The 23,895-nt window shown below is 56.1% G+C and carries 19 protein-coding genes; 13 read left to right on the forward strand and 6 right to left on the reverse strand.

What is annotated here, in order from left to right:
* Positions 1–243 precede the first annotated feature (243 nt).
* Positions 244–2,022 carry a DUF2142 domain-containing protein gene (locus tag H8274_RS02905; RefSeq protein ID WP_185933792.1) on the forward strand — a complete coding sequence of 593 codons (1,779 nt, stop codon included), beginning with the start codon at positions 244–246 and terminating at the stop codon, positions 2,020–2,022.
* A gap of 301 nt (positions 2,023–2,323) precedes the next feature.
* Here H8274_RS02905 and rfbB read toward each other — a convergent pair whose 3' ends face one another.
* Together rfbB and H8274_RS02915 are read right to left on the reverse strand one after the other, a co-directional pair.
* A complete protein-coding gene (gene rfbB, locus H8274_RS02910) occupies positions 2,324–3,316 on the reverse strand; it encodes a dTDP-glucose 4,6-dehydratase (protein ID WP_065414887.1) in 993 nt (330 codons plus the stop codon).
* A gap of 159 nt (positions 3,317–3,475) precedes the next feature.
* Positions 3,476–4,816 (reverse strand): polysaccharide biosynthesis protein, encoded by a 1,341-nt coding sequence (locus H8274_RS02915; protein WP_185933793.1) that lies wholly within the window; start codon positions 4,814–4,816, stop codon positions 3,476–3,478.
* 93 nt (positions 4,817–4,909) lie between these two features.
* Here H8274_RS02915 and H8274_RS02920 point away from each other — a divergent pair, with 93 nt between their 5' ends.
* Positions 4,910–5,770 (forward strand): glycosyltransferase, encoded by an 861-nt coding sequence (locus H8274_RS02920; protein ID WP_185933794.1) that lies wholly within the window; start codon positions 4,910–4,912, stop codon positions 5,768–5,770.
* A gap of 273 nt (positions 5,771–6,043) precedes the next feature.
* A complete protein-coding gene (locus H8274_RS02925; protein WP_082160107.1) occupies positions 6,044–6,934 on the forward strand; it encodes a glycosyltransferase family 2 protein in 891 nt (296 codons plus the stop codon).
* Between the two features lie 124 nt (positions 6,935–7,058).
* On the opposite strand, the gene H8274_RS02930 is transcribed toward H8274_RS02925, so the two are convergent.
* Both H8274_RS02930 and H8274_RS02935 read right to left on the reverse strand, forming a co-directional pair.
* Complete coding sequence (locus H8274_RS02930) at positions 7,059–7,466, reverse strand: DUF2304 domain-containing protein (RefSeq protein WP_074663143.1); 408 nt, start codon at positions 7,464–7,466, stop codon at positions 7,059–7,061.
* Positions 7,463–8,221, reverse strand: coding sequence for a glycosyltransferase family 2 protein (locus tag H8274_RS02935; protein ID WP_049619909.1), 759 nt, complete (start codon positions 8,219–8,221; stop codon positions 7,463–7,465). The genes H8274_RS02930 and H8274_RS02935 overlap by 4 nt, the downstream gene beginning before the upstream one ends.
* Before the next feature lie 142 nt (positions 8,222–8,363).
* On the opposite strand from H8274_RS02935, the gene H8274_RS02940 reads away from it, so the two are divergent.
* The 3 genes from H8274_RS02940 to H8274_RS02950 all read left to right on the forward strand — a co-directional run bounded on the left by H8274_RS02940 (position 8,364) and on the right by H8274_RS02950 (position 14,513).
* Complete coding sequence (locus tag H8274_RS02940; protein WP_185933795.1) at positions 8,364–10,112, forward strand: DUF2142 domain-containing protein; 1,749 nt, start codon at positions 8,364–8,366, stop codon at positions 10,110–10,112.
* Between the two features lie 397 nt (positions 10,113–10,509).
* Positions 10,510–13,416 (forward strand): glycosyltransferase family protein, encoded by a 2,907-nt coding sequence (locus H8274_RS02945; RefSeq protein ID WP_185933796.1) that lies wholly within the window; start codon positions 10,510–10,512, stop codon positions 13,414–13,416.
* The gene (locus H8274_RS02950; RefSeq protein ID WP_185933797.1) at positions 13,413–14,513 is read left to right on the forward strand and encodes a glycosyltransferase family 2 protein; all 1,101 of its coding nucleotides are present in this window, start codon (positions 13,413–13,415) and stop codon (positions 14,511–14,513) included. Before H8274_RS02945 ends, H8274_RS02950 begins: the two co-directional genes overlap by 4 nt.
* Here the strand turns inward: H8274_RS02950 and H8274_RS02955 are convergent.
* Complete coding sequence (locus H8274_RS02955) at positions 14,454–15,443, reverse strand: glycosyltransferase family 2 protein (RefSeq protein WP_082160109.1); 990 nt, start codon at positions 15,441–15,443, stop codon at positions 14,454–14,456. The two genes, H8274_RS02950 and H8274_RS02955, sit on opposite strands and share 60 nt — an antisense overlap.
* Positions 15,443–16,060 carry a dTDP-4-dehydrorhamnose 3,5-epimerase family protein gene (locus H8274_RS02960; protein WP_049619912.1) on the reverse strand — a complete coding sequence of 206 codons (618 nt, stop codon included), beginning with the start codon at positions 16,058–16,060 and terminating at the stop codon, positions 15,443–15,445. Before H8274_RS02960 ends, H8274_RS02955 begins: the two co-directional genes overlap by 1 nt.
* Before the next feature lie 236 nt (positions 16,061–16,296).
* Here H8274_RS02960 and H8274_RS02965 point away from each other — a divergent pair, with 236 nt between their 5' ends.
* The 7 genes from H8274_RS02965 (at position 16,297) to H8274_RS02995 (ending at position 23,766) form a co-directional block, all read left to right on the forward strand.
* A complete protein-coding gene (locus tag H8274_RS02965) occupies positions 16,297–17,094 on the forward strand; it encodes an ABC transporter permease (protein ID WP_244924511.1) in 798 nt (265 codons plus the stop codon).
* A 2-nt stretch (positions 17,095–17,096) separates the two neighbouring features.
* Positions 17,097–18,395: an ABC transporter ATP-binding protein gene (locus H8274_RS02970; protein WP_065414893.1), complete on the forward strand. Its 1,299-nt coding sequence runs from the start codon at positions 17,097–17,099 to the stop codon at positions 18,393–18,395.
* On the forward strand, positions 18,385–18,633 hold the full coding sequence (locus H8274_RS02975) for a hypothetical protein (protein ID WP_083078752.1): 249 nt from the start codon (positions 18,385–18,387) through the stop codon (positions 18,631–18,633). Before H8274_RS02970 ends, H8274_RS02975 begins: the two co-directional genes overlap by 11 nt.
* Positions 18,630–19,463 carry a rhamnan synthesis F family protein gene (locus H8274_RS02980; RefSeq protein WP_083330144.1) on the forward strand — a complete coding sequence of 278 codons (834 nt, stop codon included), beginning with the start codon at positions 18,630–18,632 and terminating at the stop codon, positions 19,461–19,463. The genes H8274_RS02975 and H8274_RS02980 overlap by 4 nt, the downstream gene beginning before the upstream one ends.
* The gene (locus H8274_RS02985; protein ID WP_185933798.1) at positions 19,463–21,562 is read left to right on the forward strand and encodes a glycoside hydrolase family 99-like domain-containing protein; all 2,100 of its coding nucleotides are present in this window, start codon (positions 19,463–19,465) and stop codon (positions 21,560–21,562) included. Before H8274_RS02980 ends, H8274_RS02985 begins: the two co-directional genes overlap by 1 nt.
* 184 nt (positions 21,563–21,746) lie before the next feature.
* A complete protein-coding gene (rfbD, locus tag H8274_RS02990; RefSeq protein WP_049619919.1) occupies positions 21,747–22,628 on the forward strand; it encodes a dTDP-4-dehydrorhamnose reductase in 882 nt (293 codons plus the stop codon).
* Positions 22,629–22,638: 10 nt separating this feature from the next.
* Positions 22,639–23,766 (forward strand): glycosyltransferase family 4 protein, encoded by a 1,128-nt coding sequence (locus H8274_RS02995; RefSeq protein WP_185933799.1) that lies wholly within the window; start codon positions 22,639–22,641, stop codon positions 23,764–23,766.
* Positions 23,767–23,895: the final 129 nt, after the last annotated feature.

A 23,895-nucleotide genomic window follows, 5' to 3' on the forward strand; every position in this document is an offset into this window, starting at 1 on the left:
CGTAGTTGTTCGCGCAGCTGCTCTCGTGGCTGTTCTGAGGGGTATTGCAATCCGAGTTTCCATGGCTAGCACAATCCGATCTGCTCGGTGGTGAGTGGCGTTAGCACAATAGTAGATGAAAAGTAGCGGTTAGAAGGGAAAGTTGCCCTTGCGAAATCGGTTGTGCACTGAGCTCTTTTACACCCGGTAAGCTTGCCTTGCATATCACCAAAACAAGTACGGCCAAAAGGAAGGTAGACCGATATGGGTAAGCGCGGGCGTTGGGGCCTCATCGTTGCTTGGTTTTTACTGTTGGGCACTGGTATCGGATTGATTGTTCCGGCTGATGGTGGGCCAGATGAGATGGCACACCAGGTCTATGCCTACGCCGTCGTTTCTGGGCAAGCACCCATGGACGCCAAAGGCACGGTAGAAGTCCCGACCTACGTAAAAACCGACGAATCGGACTGCTGGCGTGATTCCGAGGTTACATCCGCACTATGCGCGCAGCAAATCGAGGGGCGTGATTCCACAACCATGGTGGAGGCGCGTTCCGCCGCCGCGAACTATCCTCCGCTTTACTATGCGATAGTCGGGTGGCCGTTACTCTTCCTCAACGGATGGCCGGCTTTATTAGGCGTGCGTATCCTCAGCGTATTGCTGTTTAGTTTGCTGGCCGGCACTGGTATTTGGAAGATATCGCGAGAAGGGCGCGATATCCCAACCTTGCTGCTTACACTTGCCGTCACCACGCCCTCGGTATTTGCAATCGTAGCGGGGGTTAACCCGCAGGCCCTTGAAATTGGAGCGAGCATCCTCTTTGCCGGTTATGCATGGAATTGGGTGCTTTATCGCGGGCAAAATAGGATACCTTGGCCCGCTCTTACCTTCGCGGCGGTTTTGATGATCCTTTCGCGCAGTGTAGGCATGTTGTGGGCGATAGCGCTGAGCCTCGTATTTCTGGTTGCGATGCCGTGGCCGCGGTTGCGCCAGGAGCTTGCCCGCCGCGGGCTGTGGACATATGCCGGGGTATGTGCACTAGCCTGCGTAGCTGTTTTATCGTGGGGCTTACTGTTCCCACAACCGCTACAGGATCCGGAGCCCCAATCGATCGGCGGGGTAGGCCCCATCGTACATTTCATGGGAAATCTCCTTCCGGAATGGGTAACCCAATACGTGGGTGTAATGGGTGGTGCACATACCGCGCGCATGCCGCAGCCTTTCGTCTACCTCTACTTGCTGATCCCTCTCGGCCTGCTTTGGTGCGTGCTGGTGCATGGTAAATGGCGGCAAAGGCTGGTGCCGATTCTCGGAATACTATGTGCTGGTGCGCTTTGCCTGGTAATCGTGATTACCTTGTGGCCGCGTACCGGCCCGATGTGGCAGACGCGCTACGCAATGCCGCTCATTATGCCCATTAGCCTGTACGTTGCCGCTTTGGCAAGTAAAATCTATGGCCGTATCCGCCTGGCACCATCTGGTACGTATCGCCCGGATAGTTCCAAGGTATCCGGGGCAATATCCGATAAAAGTGCGCTGGTAGGCAGTGAACTGGTAGGTAGCGAAGCTGCCGGTGCAACCACCGGAAATTCTGCGAGTGGAAGCGTTACTGTAGCGGGTGTAGGTTCTAGCGCCGTTCGCGGGCTTTCTTGGCAACGGCTCGACGCCGTGGCCGCGCGCTTTGCCGGCGTTGTTGCAGTTGTGTGTTGGCTGTTCTTCTTGCGTGAATCTGCCGCGCGGTTCTGGCAGGGCGCTAGTTGGAGCCTTGACGTACTCAGTTTCTTGTATTCAATGCCGTGGTCAGCCCGCCTGGGAATAACACTTGCGGTGGCAGCGCTCGTTGCTGGCCTAGTGTTGTGTTTCTACCTCATGCGGAAGTCTCGTGGCGAGTTTGCGCCATCTACAAGTGACGCCGAAACATTGCCAAAAAGCGAACCTGGTACGCAAGCAGCTGATACGCAAGAACCTGGTACGCAAGCAGCTGATACACAAGAAGTAGGAGTTGGCGCGCGAGATCCGCAAGAAACTCCAGCAGAGCCGTAAGGTACCTCAGCAGAATCGAAGTTAACAGGAACAGAAAATACGCGGTAGGTGCGGGATAAACACAAAGTTCCCGGCACGGCAGTTAGCGCTAACTACAGCGAAATTGCTCTGAAATTGCCTCGAAATAGTGAACTGTTGGGTAGCTGGCTACCAAATGAGGATAGCTAGCCGCTAAATGCTTGGTTCGAGAGAGAATAGTTAAACTAATGGCCGCGCGAAACCCTGAGTGTTTCGCGCGGCCATTAGTTTGCTAGAGCCTTACGGCTCCGTGTTAGCCTCCGTGAAGCCAGGCTAGGAAGTTTTAGTGGCCGGCCTTGCGGTACTTGGCTTCTACTTCTTCCTTGGCCGGGCGCCACCAGTCTTCATTGGCCTTGTACCATTCGACGGTCTGGTGCAAGCCTTCCCGGAAGTTCTTATACTTCGGCTCCCAGCCGGTTTCTTCCACCAGCTTGGAGTTGTCGATGGCATAACGCTGATCGTGGCCGGCACGGTCCGCTACGCGATCGTAATCATCGGCGGCCCGCCCAAATTCTTCGTTGATCATCTTGATCACTTGCAGGTTATTGAGTTCACCATCGGCACCGATCAGGTAGACCTCGCCAATACGGCCCTTATTGATGATTTCCCAGACGGCCGTATTGTGGTCGTACACGTGGATCCAATCGCGAACCTGGGCACCATTACCGTAAACGCGCGGGCGGATACCATCGATCAGGTTGGTTACCGTACGCGGAATGAATTTCTCCACGTGCTGGTAGGGCCCGTAGTTATTCGAGCAGTTCGAAATCGTGGCCTCCACGCCGAAGGAACGTACCCAGGCATGCACCAGCAGGTCCGAAGAAGCCTTCGAAGCCGAATATGGGGAAGAGGGCACGTACGGGTCACCTGGCAAGAAGCGCCTATCTTCGCCAATCTCCAGATCGCCATACACTTCGTCGGTCGAAACGTGATGCAAGCGGGTGCCGTGGCGGCGGCAAGCTTCCAGAATCGTGTAGGTACCAACAATGTTGGAACGAATGAATGGAGAAGGATCGAGGAGCGAGTTATCGTTATGCGATTCGGCGGCGAAATTCACCACTACGTCCGCATCCTTAACCAGCGGATCAACCGTATCCATATCGGCAATATCGCCCACCACGAGTTCCACCCGGTCCAGGCCTTCGATCGACTTCGGGTTGCCGGCGTAGGTGAGTTTATCAAGCACCACTACTTCGGCATCCGGGTGTTCTTCCACCGTCTGATGAACAAAATTAGCGCCGATAAAACCGGCTCCACCAGTTACGAGTACACGCATGGGATTCCTTTCCATAAAGTTCTGTGAGCGCCGTGCGGTTCCGCGCATCTTTCTGCGCAGGCACGAATCCGCCCACATCCTTTCTTATACTTCACGCTACCAAGCCTGGCTGAGCCGAGCGAGCACGCAAGTGCGGGCCGCGTGAAGTTTCACCACGTTCTAACGTACACGAGCGCGGGCCTGTAGTGCGCGGTAAATCGCCGAGAGATGCACGGCAGAACCGCACAGAGGTCCGATCATGAGCGCAGAAATAGTGCGAATCTCTAAAGCGGCTGGCATAAACATCAGCGTTACAGAAATAACGACGGCGAGGGCCCAGCCGGCCATATTCCAGCGATGTAGATCTAAAGCCAGCGCAATTGCCCCGCCCAGCATGAGCAAGGCCAAACAGGCCGCTGCGGCTACCAATAGCCCCAACACTAAGCCCGGGACCACATAGTCCGGTCCGTAAATGAAACGCATCAACCACGGGCCCAAGAAATAAGCGGCCACGCCGCCCATCGCGGCCACACCGGCAATCCCGGCGAGTAGTTTCACCAAGGCACTTCCGGCCTTTTCCGGCCGGTCTACAAAAGCGGCGATCACCATGGACTGGAAAGCTACGAGCGGCATGAGCAACGGCGCCCTAGTTACCGAAACTGCGGTAACTAGGGGAGCGGCCGCGCTATAAACCGCCGCGTCACTAGTCAGGCTCATAAGCATCGGGAAGCCGTTAATAAGTACCGCGGAGAAAGCCGTAGCGGCCATGGCCTGCGCCATACGGGAAAGCAATTGGCGGAAATCGAGGCTAGCTTCAGCCCGCCAAGCTCGGCGTACCGGCTGCAGGCAACCGAATCCGGCCCAGGTGAGCGTGGCCAGGGTAACTCCTACATACAGGCCTGCCAGTTCGGTACCGGCCAGCCCGGCCACTCCGGCCAGCACCAGCCGCACCGTTGGTTCAGCAGCGGAAAGAACCGCAAAGAGGTTCCAATTGTTCTGCCCGGCCAAAGCGCCCACGGTCCCGAGCTGGCCCGGGTAAGCGAAAGCGACGAGCATCAAAGTTGGCACCATGAGTTCTAGTGGAGCTTGGGCACCGAAAATTGCGCGCCAGGCAGGCCACAGCGCGGCCACCACCAAGGCAGCCAGCACCGCTATCAATCCGATAGCCGCAAACACCCGCGTGGTTCTCCTATTCGGCGTAGCTGGCTTCGAGTGTGGCGCAATATGGTCCGTACCTGCGGGCACACTGTCATTGCCGGTATGGCGAGCGGCTCGCACGGCGCGCGTCGTCTCATTTTGGATCCCGGAAAGCACCGCGGTGATAGCGGAAAACGCCGACCAAAAAACCAAAAAACTCGCGTTATCTTGCAAGCTAAGCACGCGCGCGGAGACCACGGTGAGGAAGAAACCAGCGAGACCAGAAACGATCGCACTGGCCGCAACCGCCACCACATTTGAAGTATTCGCAGCAGCGGAAGCGTGCGGGGTGGCCGGCGGGCGAGAAGGGGAGGCTGTACTCACGAGAGCCTTTCGAGAATCATGGGCAAAGCCCGTATAGAGTTGGATGTTGACGAAAGTAACCTTACGCGCCAGGGAGCGCAAGATCGGGGCAGTATGGCAAGAACGAGCGTGTGTATGGCCACCTACAACGGGGCGGAGTTTTTGCGCGAACAGCTGGATTCGATACTTAGCCAGCTGGATGCGGATGACGAAATCGTGGTGGTCGATGACTGTTCTACCGATGCCACGCCTGAAATCTTAGAGGAATATGCGCAGCAAGATAAACGCGTACGGGTGATTGCCCGGCGCGTGAACTTCGGGTACGTACGTACTTTCGAACAGGCCCTGCGCGAAGCTCGCGGCCAGTATCTACTTCTTTCTGATCAAGATGATGTGTGGACTACCGACCACGTAGAGGTGCTGCTGCAGGCGCTCGGAGCGCGGGAAGATACTTTGCAAGCGCAGAACGCGGAACAACCTGGCGTGGAGGTGCCGAGCGGGAAAGCCGCGAACATGGTTTCCCAGGAAGTGGTTCCGGTGCGTGTAGCCGCTACCAATTTGGGTACTTTAGGTGGGCCGCAAGCTTTGCGAGGGCCATACGGGCAAGCCGATTGGCATTTGCGGGAAGCCGATTCGAATCGGGGCGCGCGTAATATTGCCGGTATTTTGGCAGGAAATATGCCTTATTACGGATGCGCCATGGGAATCACCGCGACTGCGCGGGATGCGGGCCTCTTGCCGTTCCCGGCTTTCCTTTCCGAATCGCACGATCTGTGGATTGCACTGTGGGGCAATGTGCACCAAGTAATGCAACATCGGGAGGAACGCACGGTATTGCGCCGTTTCCACGCGGCTAATGCTTCTCCCTCCAAACCGCGCGGAGTGGGAGCGGCCCTGCAATCGCGGGCCATGTTGTTGCGCTGCTTGCGGGAAATTCGCCGGCGGCAAAGCCAGAGCCGGCCGGGCCGTAACTAGTACCGGGCCGTAGCTAGCACCGGGCCGTGACTAGTAAACAGTGCTGCTAGCGCAGGCACACCCGCAAACCGTGCTAGCGCAACCACACCCGCAAGCCGTGCTAGCGCAACCACACCCGCAAACGCTGTTAACGCAGGCACATCCTGCGAACTTTCGAAACAGCTGGGTTTTTTGAGATAGCCCGCCGTCTTTCTTAGGGAGAAGTGGGTAATTTTCTCCGCGGAGAACGGGGGAAATTTTCTTTAGCAAGAATTGGATAATAAGGAGTAGCCCGTGAGTTTTGACATTATGTTGCCCTTCTGGGGAGAGCCGAAATATCTTTTTGAAGCCGTGGAATCCGTTCTGGCACAAGATAGTGAGGATTGGCATCTCACCGTGATTGATGACCGGTACGGTGATCCACAAGTACCGCAGTATTTAGCGGCCCTTGACGATCCGCGTATTACCTACCTAGAAAACGATGAAAACCTGGGCGTGGCAGGTAATTTCCGTCGTTCTATTGAACTGGCCACTTCGGATTACCTCATGGTGATGGGTTGCGATGATGTGCTCTTACCGAACTACGTTTCCACCATGCAACGGGCAATCGCTACTAATCCGCAGGTCGATATTATCCAGCCGGGTGTGGAAACTATTGATTCGGCCGGGAAAATCCGGTGGAACCTGGCCGATCGGATTAAGTACAAACTCCGGCCTAATACTGCGGGCGGACCGCAAATTCTGACCGGAGATAACGCCGCTTCGCGGCTTTTGGTGGGGGATTGGCTGTACTGGCCTTCGCTCACCTTCCGGCGCGAGACCATCGCCGCTACGCCTTTCCGGGAAGGGTATGAAGTGGTACTGGACCTCGGCGTCGTGATCGATATCCTCATGGGCGGCGGAAAGCTATTGCTCCTTCCGGAAGTAACTTTCCGGTACCGGCGCCACGACGAATCAGTTTCTTCCGTCAAACTCCTGGACGGTTCACGGTTCGCGGAGGAACGAAGCTACTTCGCCCAGGCGCGGCAAGCAGCGCAAGCACGCGGGTGGAAGAAAAGCGCGCGGGCCGCAAACACCTATCTAACTTCCCGGGCACACGCTTTGGCGCTACTGCCGCAAGCCATAAAACACCGCAATAAAAACGGTGCGAAAACTTTGGTGCGGCACGCATTTGGCCGCTTGTAGGCGCGCTCGCGGGAGATTCTTGTAAGCACGCTCGCGGAAAATCTGCGCGCGGGAAGTGGCGCGCGGGAAGTGGCGCGCACGCGGAAAATCTGCGCGCGGGCAATCTCTGGTGGTTAGTTTTCTGTTAGTTTTCTGCGCGGTGAGCGGCGGGCGCAGAAGGATCGATTTCGCTAGCCGGGAGGGAAGATTCCACGCGCCCCAAGCGTGCTTCCAAGATTGCTACTTCTTCGGTGAGCCGGCGGCGATCCTCTTGCAGGGCAGAAACTGCCGCCGAAAGTTGGATCGAAATAACCAGGAGGATAAAAGCGGCGGCCACCAAAATCATATTGGAGGCACGCTGGAAACCGAGCAGATCAGAAACCCAGAACAGCAAGGGCGGCCAGATCGCGATCACGAGCAAGCCGATACCGATAATGAACCAGATATATACGTAGGTTTGCTTCAGGCGCCGCGAACGCAAGAGCCACCACAGGTAAAGCAAAAAGCACAGCGCCGCAATCACCGGCAGTAGACGTACCATCCAGGCGCTCATTGGCGTCCCTCTTCTTTCTTGTTGAGCTCTTTTTCGCGTGGGCGAGTAGCAGCCACCGCCATTGAAATCAGCCCGCGCAGCAAAAACTTTGCGGATTTCCACACATTATGCGATGGCTGGCCGGCGATGCGTTCGCGCATTTCTACGCCCACCTGTGCCACGCGCAGATTGTGTTTAGCTGCGATCACCAAAGCTTCGATCGTATCGCCCAGATATTCGGCCGGCATTTCCTCGGCCAGCACTCCAATGGTTCGCCGGTTTGCGAGTTTGAAACCGGAAGTGGTGTCCGTGAGTTTCACCTTGCAAATCCGGGAAAGGATCCCGGAAAGCAAAGACATTGCCCAGGCGCGCGGGCCGCGCACCTCGTAGTTACCCACCCCCGCAAAACGGGCGCCGATCACGAGGTCAGCCCCGGTTTCCTGCATGGTTTGCACGAGTTTGGCAATATCGGCAGGCCGATGCTGCCCATCCGCATCTACCTGAATAGCCATCTCGTAGCCGGCCCGCCAGGCGTACCGGTAGCCGGCGCGCATCGCGCCACCCACCCCGAGGTTGAGGGGGAGCGTTAGGGCAGTGGCTCCGTGTGCTCGCGCCACTTGCGAGGTGCTATCCCGAGAACCATCATCAATCACGACGACGTGTGCTTGCGGCACATATTCGTGAATCTCCGCCAGGACCGCTGGCAAAGCTTCCTCTTCATTCCACGCCGGAATGAGGATCGCCAGCCCGGTGCCATCAAAACTGCAACTTGCCACGCCTATAACTCTAACTGCTAACCGCACTGCTTACAGGTAGGCGCCGCGCGCCGGTGCACGCCGGTAGAGTGGCAGAATCACGCTGGGAAGAAACCGTAACATCTACGTAAAACGCAGCTGCCTGAAAAAGGAAAGGGAAAGCATGGAAAAAACTCGGGCTAAACATGCTGGTGCGGCGCGCAGTAAAGGCCGGGCCTCAGGCCAGCACCGGTGGTTTTTCCCGCGTTGTTTCGCGGCCCTTTTCGCCGTGGTTTTCGGGCTGTCTTTATTGACGGCGCCTTTTGCCGGGCCCGATGAACAGGCACATTTCCGCTACGGCTACGCGGTGGTGACCGGGCAAGCACCACTGGAATCCGATACGGTACTTGTTCCGCGCTACCTGGCCGCGGCAGATATGCAATGTTGGAATGATCATCCAGAAGACGTGCGCACCTGCCCTGCCGCTAATTTGCACGCGGGAAATACAGAAATTCGCGTGCCAACGACGGCGGCTAACTATCCTCCCTTGCACTATTTGCTCACGTGTTGGCCTTTGCTGTTCACCCAGGGGCCACTAGCACTTATCGCGGTCCGTTTCCTTTCCGCCGCGGTATTTTCTATGCTCACCAGCTACGGACTTTCGCAGCTTTCGCGGGCCGGCCGGCGTGGCCGGGCGGCGCTGCCAATATTTGCGGCGCTTTTGTTCCCCACCTGCCTGGCTGTTGGGAGCGTGCTCAATCCGCAGGCTCTGGAACTAGGATGCGCGATTGCTTTTGCCGGCCTCTGTATACGTTTGTTGGGCAGCGCTGCGGCACCGGCGGTAACGAATTCTCCTGGGAAGGATTCTTCCCGAGCAGATTACGCGCAATCTAATTCGCCCTCCGCGTCTGCGATTGCGGCAATACCCAGTGGGCGTATCTTGCTGGCAATGGCACCAATTTTGGTGCTCTGGATTCTGGCCCGGCCGGTAGGTCCCTTTTGGGTAGCCGTAGTAGCGGTTGTTTTCGCCCTGGCGCTGGGCTGGCGCACCTGCCTCGCGCTTTTGCGCCGCCGGGAATCATGGATCGCTGCGGCAAGCGCTTTCGCCGCCTGCCTGGTATGGCTATGGTGGCGCTACCTGAGCGCAGCAACCGTACCAGTAGCGGGGAACGTGGACTACGGCGAACTACTGTTACAGGTACTCAGCAAGCTGCAGCTGCATCTTTCTTCCGTGCTGGCCTGGGTATCGGTTCCGGTTCCCAATTATTTGCGCTATCTAGCCGAAGCACTTCTTATCGGCACCCTCATTATTGGTATTTGGCGAGGTAACAGACGGGAAAAAATCGCGCTCGCGGCCGGAATAGTATTCTTCCCGCTTACTATCTTGGTCGTGAACGGGCAGGTTTATGCCGAAGCCGGATACATGTGGCAACTGCGCTATAGCTACGCTCTCCTTATGCCCATTCTCATGCTTGCTTGCTATGCCGCAGCGAACAGAAACCAAGAACCTGCCACGCAAAGAAATGGCGGCATCGCAGAGAAGAAAAACAATACCGCGGGAGCCCGCAACAGCGCGGTGCGAACAAAGAGCGCGGTTAGAACCAACAGCGAGGTACGAACAAATAGCGCTAACGGCGTCGAGAATGTTTTCCGCGGCATCTGGATTGGCATGTGTTTGGTGCTCTGGATCGGGTTCTTGTGGAATTTCCCGCAACGCATGTGGCTTGGCACCGCGCGTATGAATCCGAGCTTGTTACCTGGGATGGTAATAGCGGCCTGGCTGTTTGCGGCTGTGGCAGTGTTTTGTTGGTTCTGGCTCATCGGCCACTGGGAAAGGAACTTAGACACTGAGAGAGGGAAAATGTACGCGCGGAAACCCGTGTTTGGCACCATAAAGCGAAAGCGTACTGCAAAACTTGCGAGGAGAAGCTAAGGTGTTCCGAAGGCAATATTTCGGAGGCGGGAGCACTCCGGAGGCTCTGTGAAATCCAGACGATTCGTAGAGTCTGCAAAATCCTAACGAAACTGAAAACCAAAACACGCATACATTCACGCCGCGCAATGAGTTGTGGGGGCGGGCACCGGAAAGGCACCGGAAAGCTGCCTAGTGCAGGGCCTTTGCGCACCGAGTACTGTACTGGGAATGGGTGTATCACGTGGAGGATAGTAAGGCTGTGGGGTTCTACTCGAAAGCTATCCACTGCTGATTCAACCGCGCGATTTAGAAAGCCGGAATTTCTGCCGGCGTGCTCATTGCGCCAAATGCCGCCCAAGTTCCGTACTGTGGGCCGGTGGTGCGAGTAACACGAGAAAAGGAGTGAGGGAAGCGTATGCCGCGCGTAGACACTGCCGGGAACCTTCCGCAGGAGGAAGTATTGAACGCGGAGACCCCGGTTGCTTTCGAAGTACCGGTAGGCACTCCTACGCGCACGCGCTGGGGCCGGATTTGCGATTTTTTCCGATCCGCAGATGGTATTGCCAGCACGGTGCTCTGGCTCTTCCTTTTCGGATTTTTGGCGGTCACGGTTTTACCGGGGATGACTTCTAGCAAGGTTTTTGGGCCAACGGGCCTCCTGCAAATGGCAGACCCGTGGCGGTGGACGCTCGAATCTGAAAAGGATCAGATCCCAAATAGCGGGCAATGGGATGTATACGATAGTGTTATTCCCGAATCCATTTTCATTACTGAGTCCGCGCGCGCTGGGCACTATCCGCAGTGGAATCCCAACCAAGTTGGAGGTACCGAAGGTGGCGCGGTGCCCAATGTGGCGCTTCTTTCCCCACTCTCCTTACCCTGGTGGATTATGCCCGCCGCCTACGCTCCGGCAGGCGTAAAAATATGCGAAACGATAGCGGTAGCGCTCGGATTCTTCCTGTTGCTCCGGCGCCGATGGAAATTCGCTAATTTCACGGTACCATTGGCCACCCTCATGTACATGAGCTCGGGATTCATGCTCGCTTGGACGGGGTGGCCGCAAACCCGGGTAGCGGCCATGCTGCCCCTCTTGCTATGGAGCGCAGAAGCGCTGGTGAGCCGCAGAAAGTGGACAACTAGTGCCTGGTTCGGGCTGGTGCTAGCTTCGCTACTGCTGGGCGGGTTCCCCGCGGTGGCGATTTACGGGTTATACCTTGCCGGCGGGTTTTTCCTTCTACGTTTTGTTACCGAATGGCAGGGGATACGCGAAGCTCTCCGTACGCTTGCCCGCGGCCTCCTCGGGGGCATGCTAGGCCTGGGCCTTTCCGCTATACAAATGCTCCCGTTCCTAGATTTCTCGAGAACCTACGTTGATTTTGAAACACGGCAGCGAGGCAGCGGCCCATTGCCGAAAGAGGATTTAGCTACCGCCCTGGATCCGTCTATCTTCGGAGTTGATTTTGATTTGGCTAAATGGCCTACACATTGGGTGGAAGGCCTGTCTTACATAGGTGCCACAACCTTGGTTTTAGCCGCAATCGGAGTTTTATTTGCATATACGGCAAAGCGCGGTATCGCAAGCTATTTTGCGATAGTAGCGGTTCTTCTCCTTACCGGACTATACGGTGAGGACATCGTGACTCATTGGCTTCTCAAGATGCCTTTCTTGGCTAGCTCTTTCCTGGGCCGCGTACGGGTAGTCATGGACCTGGCATTCGTTGTGCTGGCCGCGATAGGTGCGCAAACGCTCTACGGGGGCGCGCCTCGCTGGAATGAGGCGCGCGAGCGCTTGCAACAGCGTTGGTACCCGAGGATCCGCACGATTTTCGCCGGGGCGGTGATTGTATATTGCGGCTACCAGTTGCGCGATAGTGAGAATCTGGCGCTGGAAAAGCTTGCAGAAGACTACCCCTCCCAAGTCATTCAGCACGGAGTGACCATGGGGTATGTGGTAGGTACTTTACTGGCGGTGCTGGTAATTATTGCGTTGTGCGTGACCTCCAAAGAAGAACGCACCCGGGCGCTGGCCCTCGCAGCTTGCGGCGGGCTAGTTGCCGGGCCAGCTACAGCGACCGCCCGCACGTGGTGGCCGCAGTCCAGTACGGAAAGTTTCTACCCTCCTACCGCAACACACGACTTTCTGGCAGCTAATTTGGGGCAGGATCGATTTGCGCCCGTATCTATAGCAATGCTTACAGGATCGCAAGATGCATACAACCTACGAAGCATGAATGGGCACAAGTTTACGGATCCGAGATATGTGGAAATGCTGGAAAGAATTGATCCAGATGGAAGACTCTCAGCTACTTATTCGTTGACGAGCTGGAAGGGACTGCGCGGGGCTGCGGAGCATGGAATCTACGACAGATTGGCCGCACGCTACTTTGTGACGGGCCCGGAAGACCTATCGTTGAGCGTTTCCGGTGCAGTAGAGGATATGGAGCCAGTGGTATCGTATGCACTCAGCTCCGGTGGTGATACTGTTACGAGCGAAATTCAGCAAGGGCCGTTGGATGCCCTACTAATTCGTTCCTTTGGCGATGAAGGATTGAGGCAAAATAACGGTATTTCGCACCTGCAGATTACAGACTTGGAGGGCAACCTCCTAGCAGAAAGCCGCATTCCCTTGGACGGTATGATCGATCCGATGGTGTTACCGATTGATGGCACTGCGATCCCGGAAGATCAAATGTGGCAAGCTCAGCTCAGTCTTGAAGATACCGATGCGCAGGCTACCGTGGGCGTAAATGAGACAGGAAATCTCGTCAGCAAGCCGCTTAGCTTCATGGAAGAGCTGGGGATGGAACTTGCTTTCTATGACGGCACGTTTATTTTTGAGCGGCCGGGAGCGCTCCATCGCATCCGCTGGGCAGATGAGCAAATCGTAGCCACAGATCCGCAGGAGCGGTTAGACATTATGGACGATCCGGAAACGCCCGGAGAAGCGGTGATTTTGGAATCTCCCGATGTCGTACGTGCGGAACCTTTAGGTACCGGGGAAATTACTAATATTGATACACCGAACCCGGATGATACCTATATTACGGTGCGCTCCAATGGCCCGGGCTGGGTAGTAGTAGCTGAAAATCTGCGGCACAAGGGGTGGCAGGCTAGCCTTGATGGGCAGAGCACGGAAATTGTGCCGGCAGAGTATTTCGCGGGAGCAGTTTTTGTTCCAGATGCGGGCGAACACGTTATTACTTTGAAATATCGGAATCCATACTTCGAAAAGGGCAAGTGGGTTTCCCTGCTTTGCCTCCTCGGAACCCTCGGTATCCTTGGCGGAGCGGCGATCAGTAAGCGGAAAGGTAAAAATAAGTGAAGGTATTCGTGCAGATCCCGTGCCTGAACGAAGAAGCGACCCTCGGGACGGTGATTGATTCAATCCCGCGGGAAATCCCTGGTGTTTCCGAAGTAGAAATCTTGGTTATCAACGACGGCTCCACCGACCGCACGGTCGAGGTAGCAAAAGCACACGGGGTGAAACATTTTGTGCACCACGCCGGCAACCAAGGGTTAGCACGTTCTTTCCGGGACGGTACCGATTACGCTTTAGCACACGGTGCCGATATCGTGGTGAATACCGACGGCGATAACCAATATCCACAATCAGAGATCATTCGCCTCGTGGAACCACTGGTGCGTGGAGAAGCCGATATTGCGATCGGGGATAGACAAACCGCCACGATCAAAGAATTCTCCTGGTTCAAACGGAAGATGCAGGCCTTTGGATCTGCCGTAGTAAACCGCGCCGCCGGCACGAAGCTACCGGATGCCGCCTCGGGCTTCCGGGCGTATTCGCGGCTTGCTCTCTACCGTCTGAACGTGATCACGCAATTCTCCTACTGCATGGAAACAATTATCCAGGCAGGAAATAAGCAGCTGCGAATTGCTTCCATCCCGATTACCACAAACCCGAAGACGCGCGAATCGCGTCTCTTCAAAAACATTTGGCAACACATGTTTAAATCCGGGTGGGCGATTATTCGTTCCTACCTGATGTTTAAACCCCATGTGCCCTTGGGACTTACTGCCATACTAACGGGAATCATTGGGCTCATCCCCTTCATCCGCTTCCTGGTTTTCTACTTGATGGGTTATGGCGCGGGGCATATCCAATCTCTAATTTTCGGCTCGGCGATGCTCGTGGCCTCGATCATTTCGGTAACGATTCTGATCGTTGCGGATCTGCAGAAAACCAACCGCACTCTCATAGAAGACAATTTGGAACGAACCAAGGAGCTGCTGTACGGCCCGCCGGCCCCGCAGCAACGCCACGAGCCGGCACCGCAAAAACGCAGCGAGCCGGCGCCCCAACAAGGCAGCGAGCCGGCACCGCAACAACGCAGCGAGCCGGCGCTAACTGATACCGCGCCGGCCACGCCGCCCGCGCACGGCGTCGCGGATACCGGCGAATAGTTCACGGCGCCTTTCCGGGCCCCGATCAATGAGGAAACCATTGAAGGCCACATATTTGCCTGCCCACCAGGTGTAACGAATCCGCCACCGGGTGGGCATTAGGGCCCGGCCGTGCCGCACCAAATCAAGAGTGTTACGCACAATGTAGTAATTGCGCATGGGGGAGTGCACATGTACGGGCTGTGCCCGGCCGGGAAGCATCACCACTTCATCGCCAAGGGAGTGGTGCAAATGCGCGGCCGGCACGCAGATCAATCGCCACTTGCGGGCATGGGCCCGCAAACCCCATTCCAGGTCCACATGGTCGATAAACATCGCGGTGTTCATATCACCGACGTCGTCTAAACACTCCACGCGGATAAGGCATCCGGAAGCAACCAGAAATGCCACGTCTAAAATCTCTTGCGCCAGCTCTTCCGGGTAGGCGCGCTTAGGCGCCCAGCGGCGCGCTACATATACCAACTGGTCGGCCCCCGCGCGATCTTCTGCGGGAAGTGGGCCGGCTGCCCCGATCCGGGGATCGGTCTCCAAGCCGGCCAATAAAAGCGAAACCATATCGGGCGCCGGCACAGAATCGTGATCGGAAAGCAAAATATGGGTGGCTTCGAGCTCGCGGGCCCGCGCAATACCTAAGTTCTGTGCGGCTGCTATCCCCAGATTGGTACCGGTGGCCAGAAAATCAGCGCCGGCGCGCGCGCAGAGTGCCGAAAGTTCGCGCACAGTGGCACTAGCAGAGCCGTTATCGACCACGACGACGGCCGCTACCTGTGCGCTCAGCGCTTCCAATAAGGCAGAAAGCGCCGGCGGGTTGTACGTAACGACTACTGCTACCACCCGCGGCGTTTCCCGCCCTGCGACGTCTCGGTCTGTAACTTCCTGCCCTGCGGCTTCCGGGTGGGTAACTTCCCGATCTGCAAACTGTGTTCCCACTAGGCGCGCAAACCTGCCTGGAACTTTTGGTAATCGGCGTAGGTGGGGAGAAGACCTTGTGCCTGGGCTTCACTAAGGCCGGGGGCGGCGGTGTCTTTCTCCGAAAGCAGCAGCTCGAGTTTCTCGCCGTTGCGGCCGGTCTCGGGGTATTCCAAACCAATTTCTTGGCACCGCGGGTTGATGCCGTGTTCGCGGCCGGGCGCGTATTCGGCCGAACACATGTAAAGCACCGTGGAATTATCTTCAAGCGCCACGAAGCAATGGCCCAAGCCTTCGGAAATGTAGATCGCCTTCCGGCTCTCATCATCCAAAAGCACCGAATCCCACTGCCCGAAGGTGGGGGAGCCCACTCGGATATCCACCACAAAATCCAGTACGGCGCCGCGCGGGCACACTACATATTTGGCCTGCGAAGGCGGGATCTCCGCAAAATGGATACCGCGCACGGTTCCCGCCTTAGAAACTGAAATATTCGCCTGGCGCAGATCGAGCTTATGGCCCACCTTTTCCGCAAAAAGGCTCGACTTATAAGCTTCGAGGAAGATTCCACGTTCATCGGGGAAATGCTTGGTAGTAATTTCCCACGCACCCTCGATTTTAAGTTCCTGGATTTCCATGTTGAGCACGCCTTTCTATATGCGATACCGCCTCGGCCACGCAAGCTGAGCAAGTATCAGCAATCTATGATCTCGAAGCATATGGTACGTCACCCGGTACAAAAGAGATGCATAGAGTAGACTTTCCGCTTAGATTGAGTGAGGAAAAAGTGGACCCGGAGAAGCCAGGTTCACTCATGTGACGTAGGCGGGAGGTCCGGAATTTGGCCAAAACCAACGTCCGGCAAAATCGATCATTGTCTCAGATCCGGACGCTAATAACTGCATTCGGGCAGCGTGATCTGAAAGCAAAATTCAGCGGTACCGCATTGGGCTGGATTTGGTCGCTCGTGGTGCCCATGGCCACCCTAGCGATCTACACCCTTATCTTCGGCGGGCTTTTCCGCATGGTTCCGCCCGGGATAGCTTCCCGGCACGAAGGCATTGGGATCTTCGCGGTCTGGCTTTTCGCCGGGCTTACCGTATGGGGATTTTTCCAAAACTCTGTGAACGCTGGCATTAACGGCCTCCTTTCCTCTGGAGGTCTCCTGCAAAAGGTGTACTTCCCCGCTTACGCGCCGGTGCTCGGTGCCGGCTTTGCTATCGGCGTACAGTCCCTTATTGAAGTGGGTATCTACCTGGCAGTTATGTTGCTGCTAGGAAATATTTCGTGGACTTGGCTCCTCATTCCTTTCGCGCTCGGGTTGCTAGTGATCTTCACCTGGGGAGTGGCTACCGCCATCGCTATTTGGAATATTTACGTGCGCGATCTAGCCCATCTGGTTGGAGTGTTCCTGCAACTGGCTTTCTATGCCACACCGATTATTTATACCTCCACGATTGTCCCGGAGAGTTGGCACGGTATTCCGTTGCGCTGGATCATCGAATCTTCCCCAATGGCTGAATTTATCAATCTCTTCCGGGCCCTTACCTATGATCTGCGAGCCGGAACCTGGGAAGAATGGTTAGCCTGCCTGGCTTGGACCGCACTCGCGGCGCTCCTTGGCGCCTGGGTATACAGGAAATGGGGAGCGGACTTGGGAGAACGGATCTAAAGATGCAAACACAGGGAAACCAAGGTTCCGAGCACGATTCGGAATATGCGATCGTCGTCGAAAACGTGACGAAAAGTTTCCGCATGCAATCGGATCGCCGCGATACGTTCAAAGAACGTTTCGTGAAGGGGCGCTCCAAGCACGTCCACGAATTCCGCGCGCTAGATGACGTTTCCTTCAAGATTAAGAAGGGCACCACTTTTGGGCTCATTGGCCACAATGGTTCCGGTAAATCCACCATGCTAAAAATTTTGGCGGGAGTTTATCGGCCTACCTCGGGAAAAGTTCTTGTGGAAGACAAAGTGGACGGTCTCTTGGAGCTAGGCGCTGGATTCCACGGTGAACTTACCGGGCGGGAGAATATTTATCTCAACGGGGCAATCCTGGGCCGCAGCAAAAAGCAAATCGAAGACACAATGGACTGGATCATCGATTTTGCTGATATCGGACGATTTATCGATGAACCCGTAAAGGTGTATTCCTCCGGTATGACGGTCCGGTTGGGTTTTGCGGTAGCAGTAGCTATACAGCCCACAATTTTGGCGGTGGATGAAATCATTGCCGTGGGTGATGAAGAATTCCAGCGCAAATGTTTTGAACATATGCGGGAGTTGCGGGAAGCAGGCACCACTATTGCCTTGGTTACGCATTCGCTTTCTTTAGCGAAAGAAATGTGCGACGAAGTAGTTTGGCTCGAACATGGAAAAGTCCGAAAAATAGGATCTGCTGATGAGACCATTTCCGCCTATGTCTCTGCTGTTAACGCGAAGGAGGCAGAGGCACGCATTCGGCAGAACCAGGAAATCGGTGATGATGAGTTCAAGATGAACCAGGGAAGTGGGGAACTTCGCGTAACTGGTGTGGAAATTATTGATGATGCCGGTAATCCCATGCCTTTCTTGAAATCGGGCGAGCCGGCAACGTTGCGAATCCATGTGCGTGCTGTAGAAACCCGGTACCGTGTGGAAGTTGGCCTGGGTTTTGCGGTTGCGAATGGAGTAACAATTGCGGGGCCCAATTCGCGCGTGGCGGGTAATTTGTATGATTTCGAAGTTGGCGAAACCTTCGTAGACTATCGTATGGATCACGTCATTTATGAACCCGGGGTTCTTTGGCTAACGGTATCCCTGGTGCGAGATGGGCATATTTTTGACTATTCAGATAGGCAAATTCAGCTCACCGTCCGCGCGGATTCGGTATCTGAACAGCCCGGTGTGATACTGATGCCACCAGGGCAATGGAGTAGTGCAGCGGGGTCCCCGATAGAAATATCTACGCAAAGGAGTGACTGTGACCGATAAGGACGCACAAAACGCTAGCGAAGAGCTAAGGCAGTTACGCGCCGCGCTGAGAGCTACGCAAGGTCAATTAGCCCAGGAGCGGTTGGCCCGGGAGGAAGTGGAAGCGCGTCTGCGCCGGTCCGAGCGACTACTTGACAATGCGTGGGAACAGTTGGCAACCTTGCGCAATTCTGATTCCTGGCGCGCAACTGCACCGCTGCGCTTGGCTAAGCGCAGGTTCGGAGCGCACTTGCGATGAGGGTATTCCACTGGAAAAACGGCGAGCTCGTCTCCGAAGCATCGCGCGGGCAAGTACGCATAGAACGCGGAGATATTGATGCTCTCGAATATTCGGAGCGGGTAGCCTTGATCGCCCAATACTCGGTTGGTGAAGCCCAACCGCGTTCCCTTTCCCGGTATTTGGAAGAACTTGCGCGCAATGATTTCCTGCCGGTTGTAATTTCGGTGGCACCATGCACTGGGAAATTAGAGTTCCCACATGGTTTACCGGAACAGACGATCATTATGCGCCGGCCGAACATTGGCTACGATTTCGGTTCCTGGGCTACCGCCCTCGGCGTTTTGCCACGGGTACGGGAAAAATCCGTGGTACTCCTGACGAATGATTCCATGCTCGGCCCCTTCGCCCCGCTCGCAGAAATCTTGAGTTGGGCGGCGCAACCCGGCATTCCAGATATTCGTGCACTAACCAGTTCATATCAATTTGCGCGGCATTTGCAAAGCTATTTCCTGTGTTTCCGGGGTGGCATTCTTGCCGATGACCCGTGGGTGGAATTTTTCAACTCTATTCGGGTACAACCCGGCAAAGACGATGTGGTGCTCCAATACGAACTCGGGGTGTCTCGCCTGGCTTTCGCGGAAGGATACTCCACAGAAGAGTTCGTGGCGGGCCCGGATTTAGGGGTGCCCTACGGTAACCCCACTATTGATGGGTGGAAGAAAATGCTGGATTGGGGCGTGCCCATGCTCAAGCGTACGATCATGACGCATCCGGCTACAGAACAAGAAGGTGCTGAAGCGCGTGCCTATATCGCGCGGAAATTCGGCGAGAATATTTCGGAGTGGTAATGAAGGACCGACGCAAGAACGCTATTGAACGCCGCCTTTCCTACACGGTGGCCCGTGCCCGGAACGCGGGAGCAAACCTACTCCGCTGGGGAAGTATTCATGGTTTGCGGACGGAGCACCCGGCCGATTTTGTGGAATACGTGGCCCGGCAGGGCGGGCGGCAAAATCCTGGTTTCCCGGAACAGTGGCGGCTAGACCCGCAGTTTGAGATAGCTAACCCAGCGCGGGTAGCAGTGGTTTTGCATTGTTACTACCCAGATTTACTTCCGGAACTATTCGCCCACCTAGTGCACATTCCGGTGGAATTCGACCTGTTCATTACCAATGCCAGCGGGCAGGAACTGGATATTCCGGCTCAAATTAGCCAGCAGCATTGCCATACCCTCGTGGTCGAAGTGGAAAACCACGGGCGGGATATTTACCCGCTGGTACAGCTCGTCAATTCAGGAGTTCTCAACCCGTATGAACTAGTTTTGAAAATGCATACGAAGAAGAGTGCTTGGCGGGAAACACATGCCACCTTGGAAGGCAGTGGGCAGGCGTGGAAAGATCAGTTCCTTACCGATCTTGTGGGGTCTGAAGAAACCGTTCGTGGCATTCTAAATGCTTTTGCCGCAGATACTTCCCTAGGTACCGTTACCGCTCGCGATTCCATTGTGGGTAGCGAGTATTGGGGTGGTGACCAGCGGTTGGTGGAACAGCTGCTGTGCCGTATTGAGCTACGAATTGATCCGGATAAGTTGCGTTTCGCTTCGGGATCTATGTATTGGACGCGCGGTTTCATATTGCAAGGTTTGCGTGCCTTTAATCTGCAGCGTCTAGATTTTGATGAGGAAGCCGGGCAAATTGATGGAACGACGGCGCACGCCGTCGAACGCATACTCGGGATTGTGACCGAGGAGGCGGGCCTCACGCTGGCAGAAACCCCGCAGCTTTTGGAGGTATCTGCGACCGATACCGAAACCGGAAAGGAAACAGACCATGCCGCTACCCCCGCGGATAATGGCTGGCAACGTTATGCGCGCGATGCTAGCCGGCAGGCACGGGCGCGGGTTATTCCTTTCTATTTGCCACAGTTCCATGATTCTCCGCATAACAACCGCTGGTGGGGGAAAGGCTTTACGGAGTGGACTAACGTAACTTCGGCGGTGCCTGCCTATGGCGGGCACTACCAGCCGAAAATCCCCACAGAACTCGGTTTTTATGATCTAGCACGCGATTCGGTGCGCCAGGCACAGCAAGAACTTGCCAGCGCGCACGGCATCGCCGGTTTCATGTACTACTACTATTGGTTCTCCGGAGAAAGGCTTTTGAACCTGCCGATTGAAAAGCTGCACGCTTCGGATATTCAAACCCCATATTGCATTATGTGGGCGAACGAAAACTGGACGCGGCGGTGGGACGGGCGTTCGCAAGACGTCCTCATCGGGCAGGATTATGATCGCGTTCCCGCGGAAGATTTCATTGATGACATTATGGAATTTCTGGCGGACCCGCGCTATATGCGTTACAAAGACAAGCCAATTATCGCGGTATATCGGCCCGGGCAGATGCATAATTTCCCGGAAGTAGTAGCCGAATGGCGCCGCCGGGCGCGGGCCGCGGGCGTGGGAGAACTGTATGTGCTGGCCGTAGCAGTAGCGAAGGATTTCGATTCTCTGGAAGGCACCGTGGAAGAAAACGGGCTGGATGGCACGCTACAATTCCCACCCCATAACCTGCCGTGGGTAGCTGGCCCGGCTGCGGAAGTGGGATTGGATTCGCGTTGGCGTGGAAACTTTATGAGCTATCAGGGTTCTCTGGAAGCGTCCATTGCGCAGGCACCGGAGCTGGAGGATCACGATTATCCGGGAGCTATGGTCACTTTTGATAACACCGCGCGGCGCCAGTGGCGAGCAGATACTTGGTACGGATCTAATCCCTACTCCTTCCGCCGCTGGGTGGGTGCCTTAATGGATACCTTGGCCGCGCGCGAACCAGCAGATCGAATGCTCTTCATCAACGCTTGGAACGAATGGGCGGAAGGTGCCGTACTGGAACCCACTACCCGATTCGGGAGGACTTACTTGCTCGCTCTTCGCGATGCGATCTACTCCTAGAGATAGGAGCCAGTAGGAGTACCCTGGTAATTAGCCATTGGTTATCTTTTATTTAGTTGCTAGGTATGCCCCGCGCGTTCGGCCACATAATCGGTGGCATGGCGCGCGGGGCAATAATCAGCGCTAAACTTTCAGGAATTGTGCAGGTATAACGCTGCGCACCCTCGATCAAAGGACATGTTGAATGCGTTGGATCATTACCGGAGCGAAGGGAATGCTCGGTCAAGACCTCGTGCAGCGAGTGCTACGCGAGGAACATGATGTGGTTGCGCTAGATCGCAACGAGATTGATATTACCGATCCGGCAAGCGTACGGCAGGTAATTAAAGATGCGGATGTGATCGTTAACGTTGCCGCATACACCGCCGTCGATAAGGCAGAAGAAGAGGAAGCGGCAGCTTTCACCACGAACGCTACCGGTCCGGAAATCCTCGCCCGCCGGGCTGCCGAAATCGGGGCGAAGCTCGTGCATATTTCCACGGACTATGTTTTTTCGGGTGACGCCGTAGACCCTTATGAAGAAGATGGTCTTCTCGCCCCGCGTAGCGCATATGGCCGCACAAAGGCTGCCGGAGAGTGGGCGGTACGTACAAACACGGATGACTACTACATTATTCGCACTGCCTGGCTGTATGGCGCGCATGGCAACTGCTTCCCGAAGACGATGGTCCGGCTCTCCCAAACTCACGATGAACTCACCGTGGTTACCGATGAAGTTGGCCAACCTACCTGGACTTGCGATCTGGCGGATCTGATTGTGCGGCTGGTTGCTGCCCAGGCACCTTCCGGGATCTATCACGGCACGGCTTCTGGAAAAACCAACTGGTGGAATTTCACTCGGGAAATCATGACCTCGATCGGGAAAGACCCAGAAATCGTCAAGCAGACCACGGCTGCCGCTTTCAACCGTGCCGCTCCGCGCCCGCATTTCTCGGTGCTCGGCCACGACGCTTTGGAACGGGCCGGAGTGGAACCGATCGGTAACTGGTTAGAACGTTGGCGAGTAGCCGCTCCGGAAGTACTCGCGGATGTATTGCCGGCACCGGCATCAGAAACGAACAAGTAACGGAGTGTGTATGAGGGTTCTCGGCTTTGGTACCTACGATGTTTCTTCCCACCCGCGGGTTGGTATTATCCTCCGCGGCCTGGCCGAACATGGGGCAACGGTGCGGGAACTCAACGTACCACTCGGTATTGGTACCGCCGGGCGGGTGGATGCCCTACGTAATCCACTCGCTGCGGCGCGTTTCGGGGGCCGGCTCGCCTCCTGCTGGGGGCGCCTTGCCCGCCAGGCACGGCGTTTTCGCGGTGCCTGGCGGCCCGACGCCGTAGTGGTTGGTTACCTGGGCCACTTTGACGTGCTCTTGGCGCGGCGTTTATTCCCGCATTCGACGATCGTGCTGGATCATCTCATATTTGCCCGGGATACCGCGGCGGACCGGCAACTTGATGGGGGCCTGAAAAATACGGCTCTGGGAGCGCTCGATACGGCGGCTTTACGCAGTGCCGATATTATCGTGCTTGATACCCCGCAGCATCGGGAGATGGTTCCCACCGAGTTGCGGGAGCGCGCAGTGGTAGTACCAGTAGGTGCTCCCGAAGAATATTTCGCGGCTCGCCAGCAACGGCGAACTAGTGCGGACATAGCTGCCCGGCCACCACGAATTGTTTTTTATGGTTTGTATACGCCGCTACAGGGCGCGCCGCATATTGCGCGGGCTTTGGCACTTTTGGGTGAGGCCGGATACAAGGCCGAAGTAACCATGATCGGGGATGGCCAGGAACGCGGCGAGGCAGAAAGTATTTTGGGCGCGGGCGTGGGAGATGTGCGCGTCACCTGGGAAAACTGGGTGGATGCCGCAGAACTGCCGGCGGTTATTGCCCACCACGATATCAACCTGGGTATTTTTGGCACTTCGGCGAAGGCTTTGCGAGTAGTGCCAAATAAGGTTTATCAAGGAATGGCGGCCGGCCTCGCCACCGTTACCTCGGATACGGTTCCGCAGCGGGAAATGCTCGGGGAGGCGTGCCTGTATGCCCAGCCGGGCAATTCGGAAGCTATCGCAGAAGCGCTTGCGGAACTTTTGGATAGTCCGCAAGTTTTACAGGATATGCAGCTTGCGGCTAGCCAGCTTGCCGATAAGACATTCCATCCGGCAAATGTGGCCACGCCTTTGGCACGCCGGCTCGGTTTAACCAGGTAGGTTTGTAAAGGGCCGGTAAACGGGCCCAATGGTAGGTTCCCAGTGGAGCGCAGCACCCCGTGCGCACAGCAGTGGCGCTAGCGGAGTAAACAACGCTAGCTGCGCAAGCGGCGCGAGCTAGCAAGTAGC

The sequence above is a fragment of the Actinobaculum suis genome (genome assembly GCF_900618115.1).
Classification (GTDB): Bacteria; Actinomycetota; Actinomycetes; order Actinomycetales; family Actinomycetaceae; genus Actinobaculum; species Actinobaculum suis.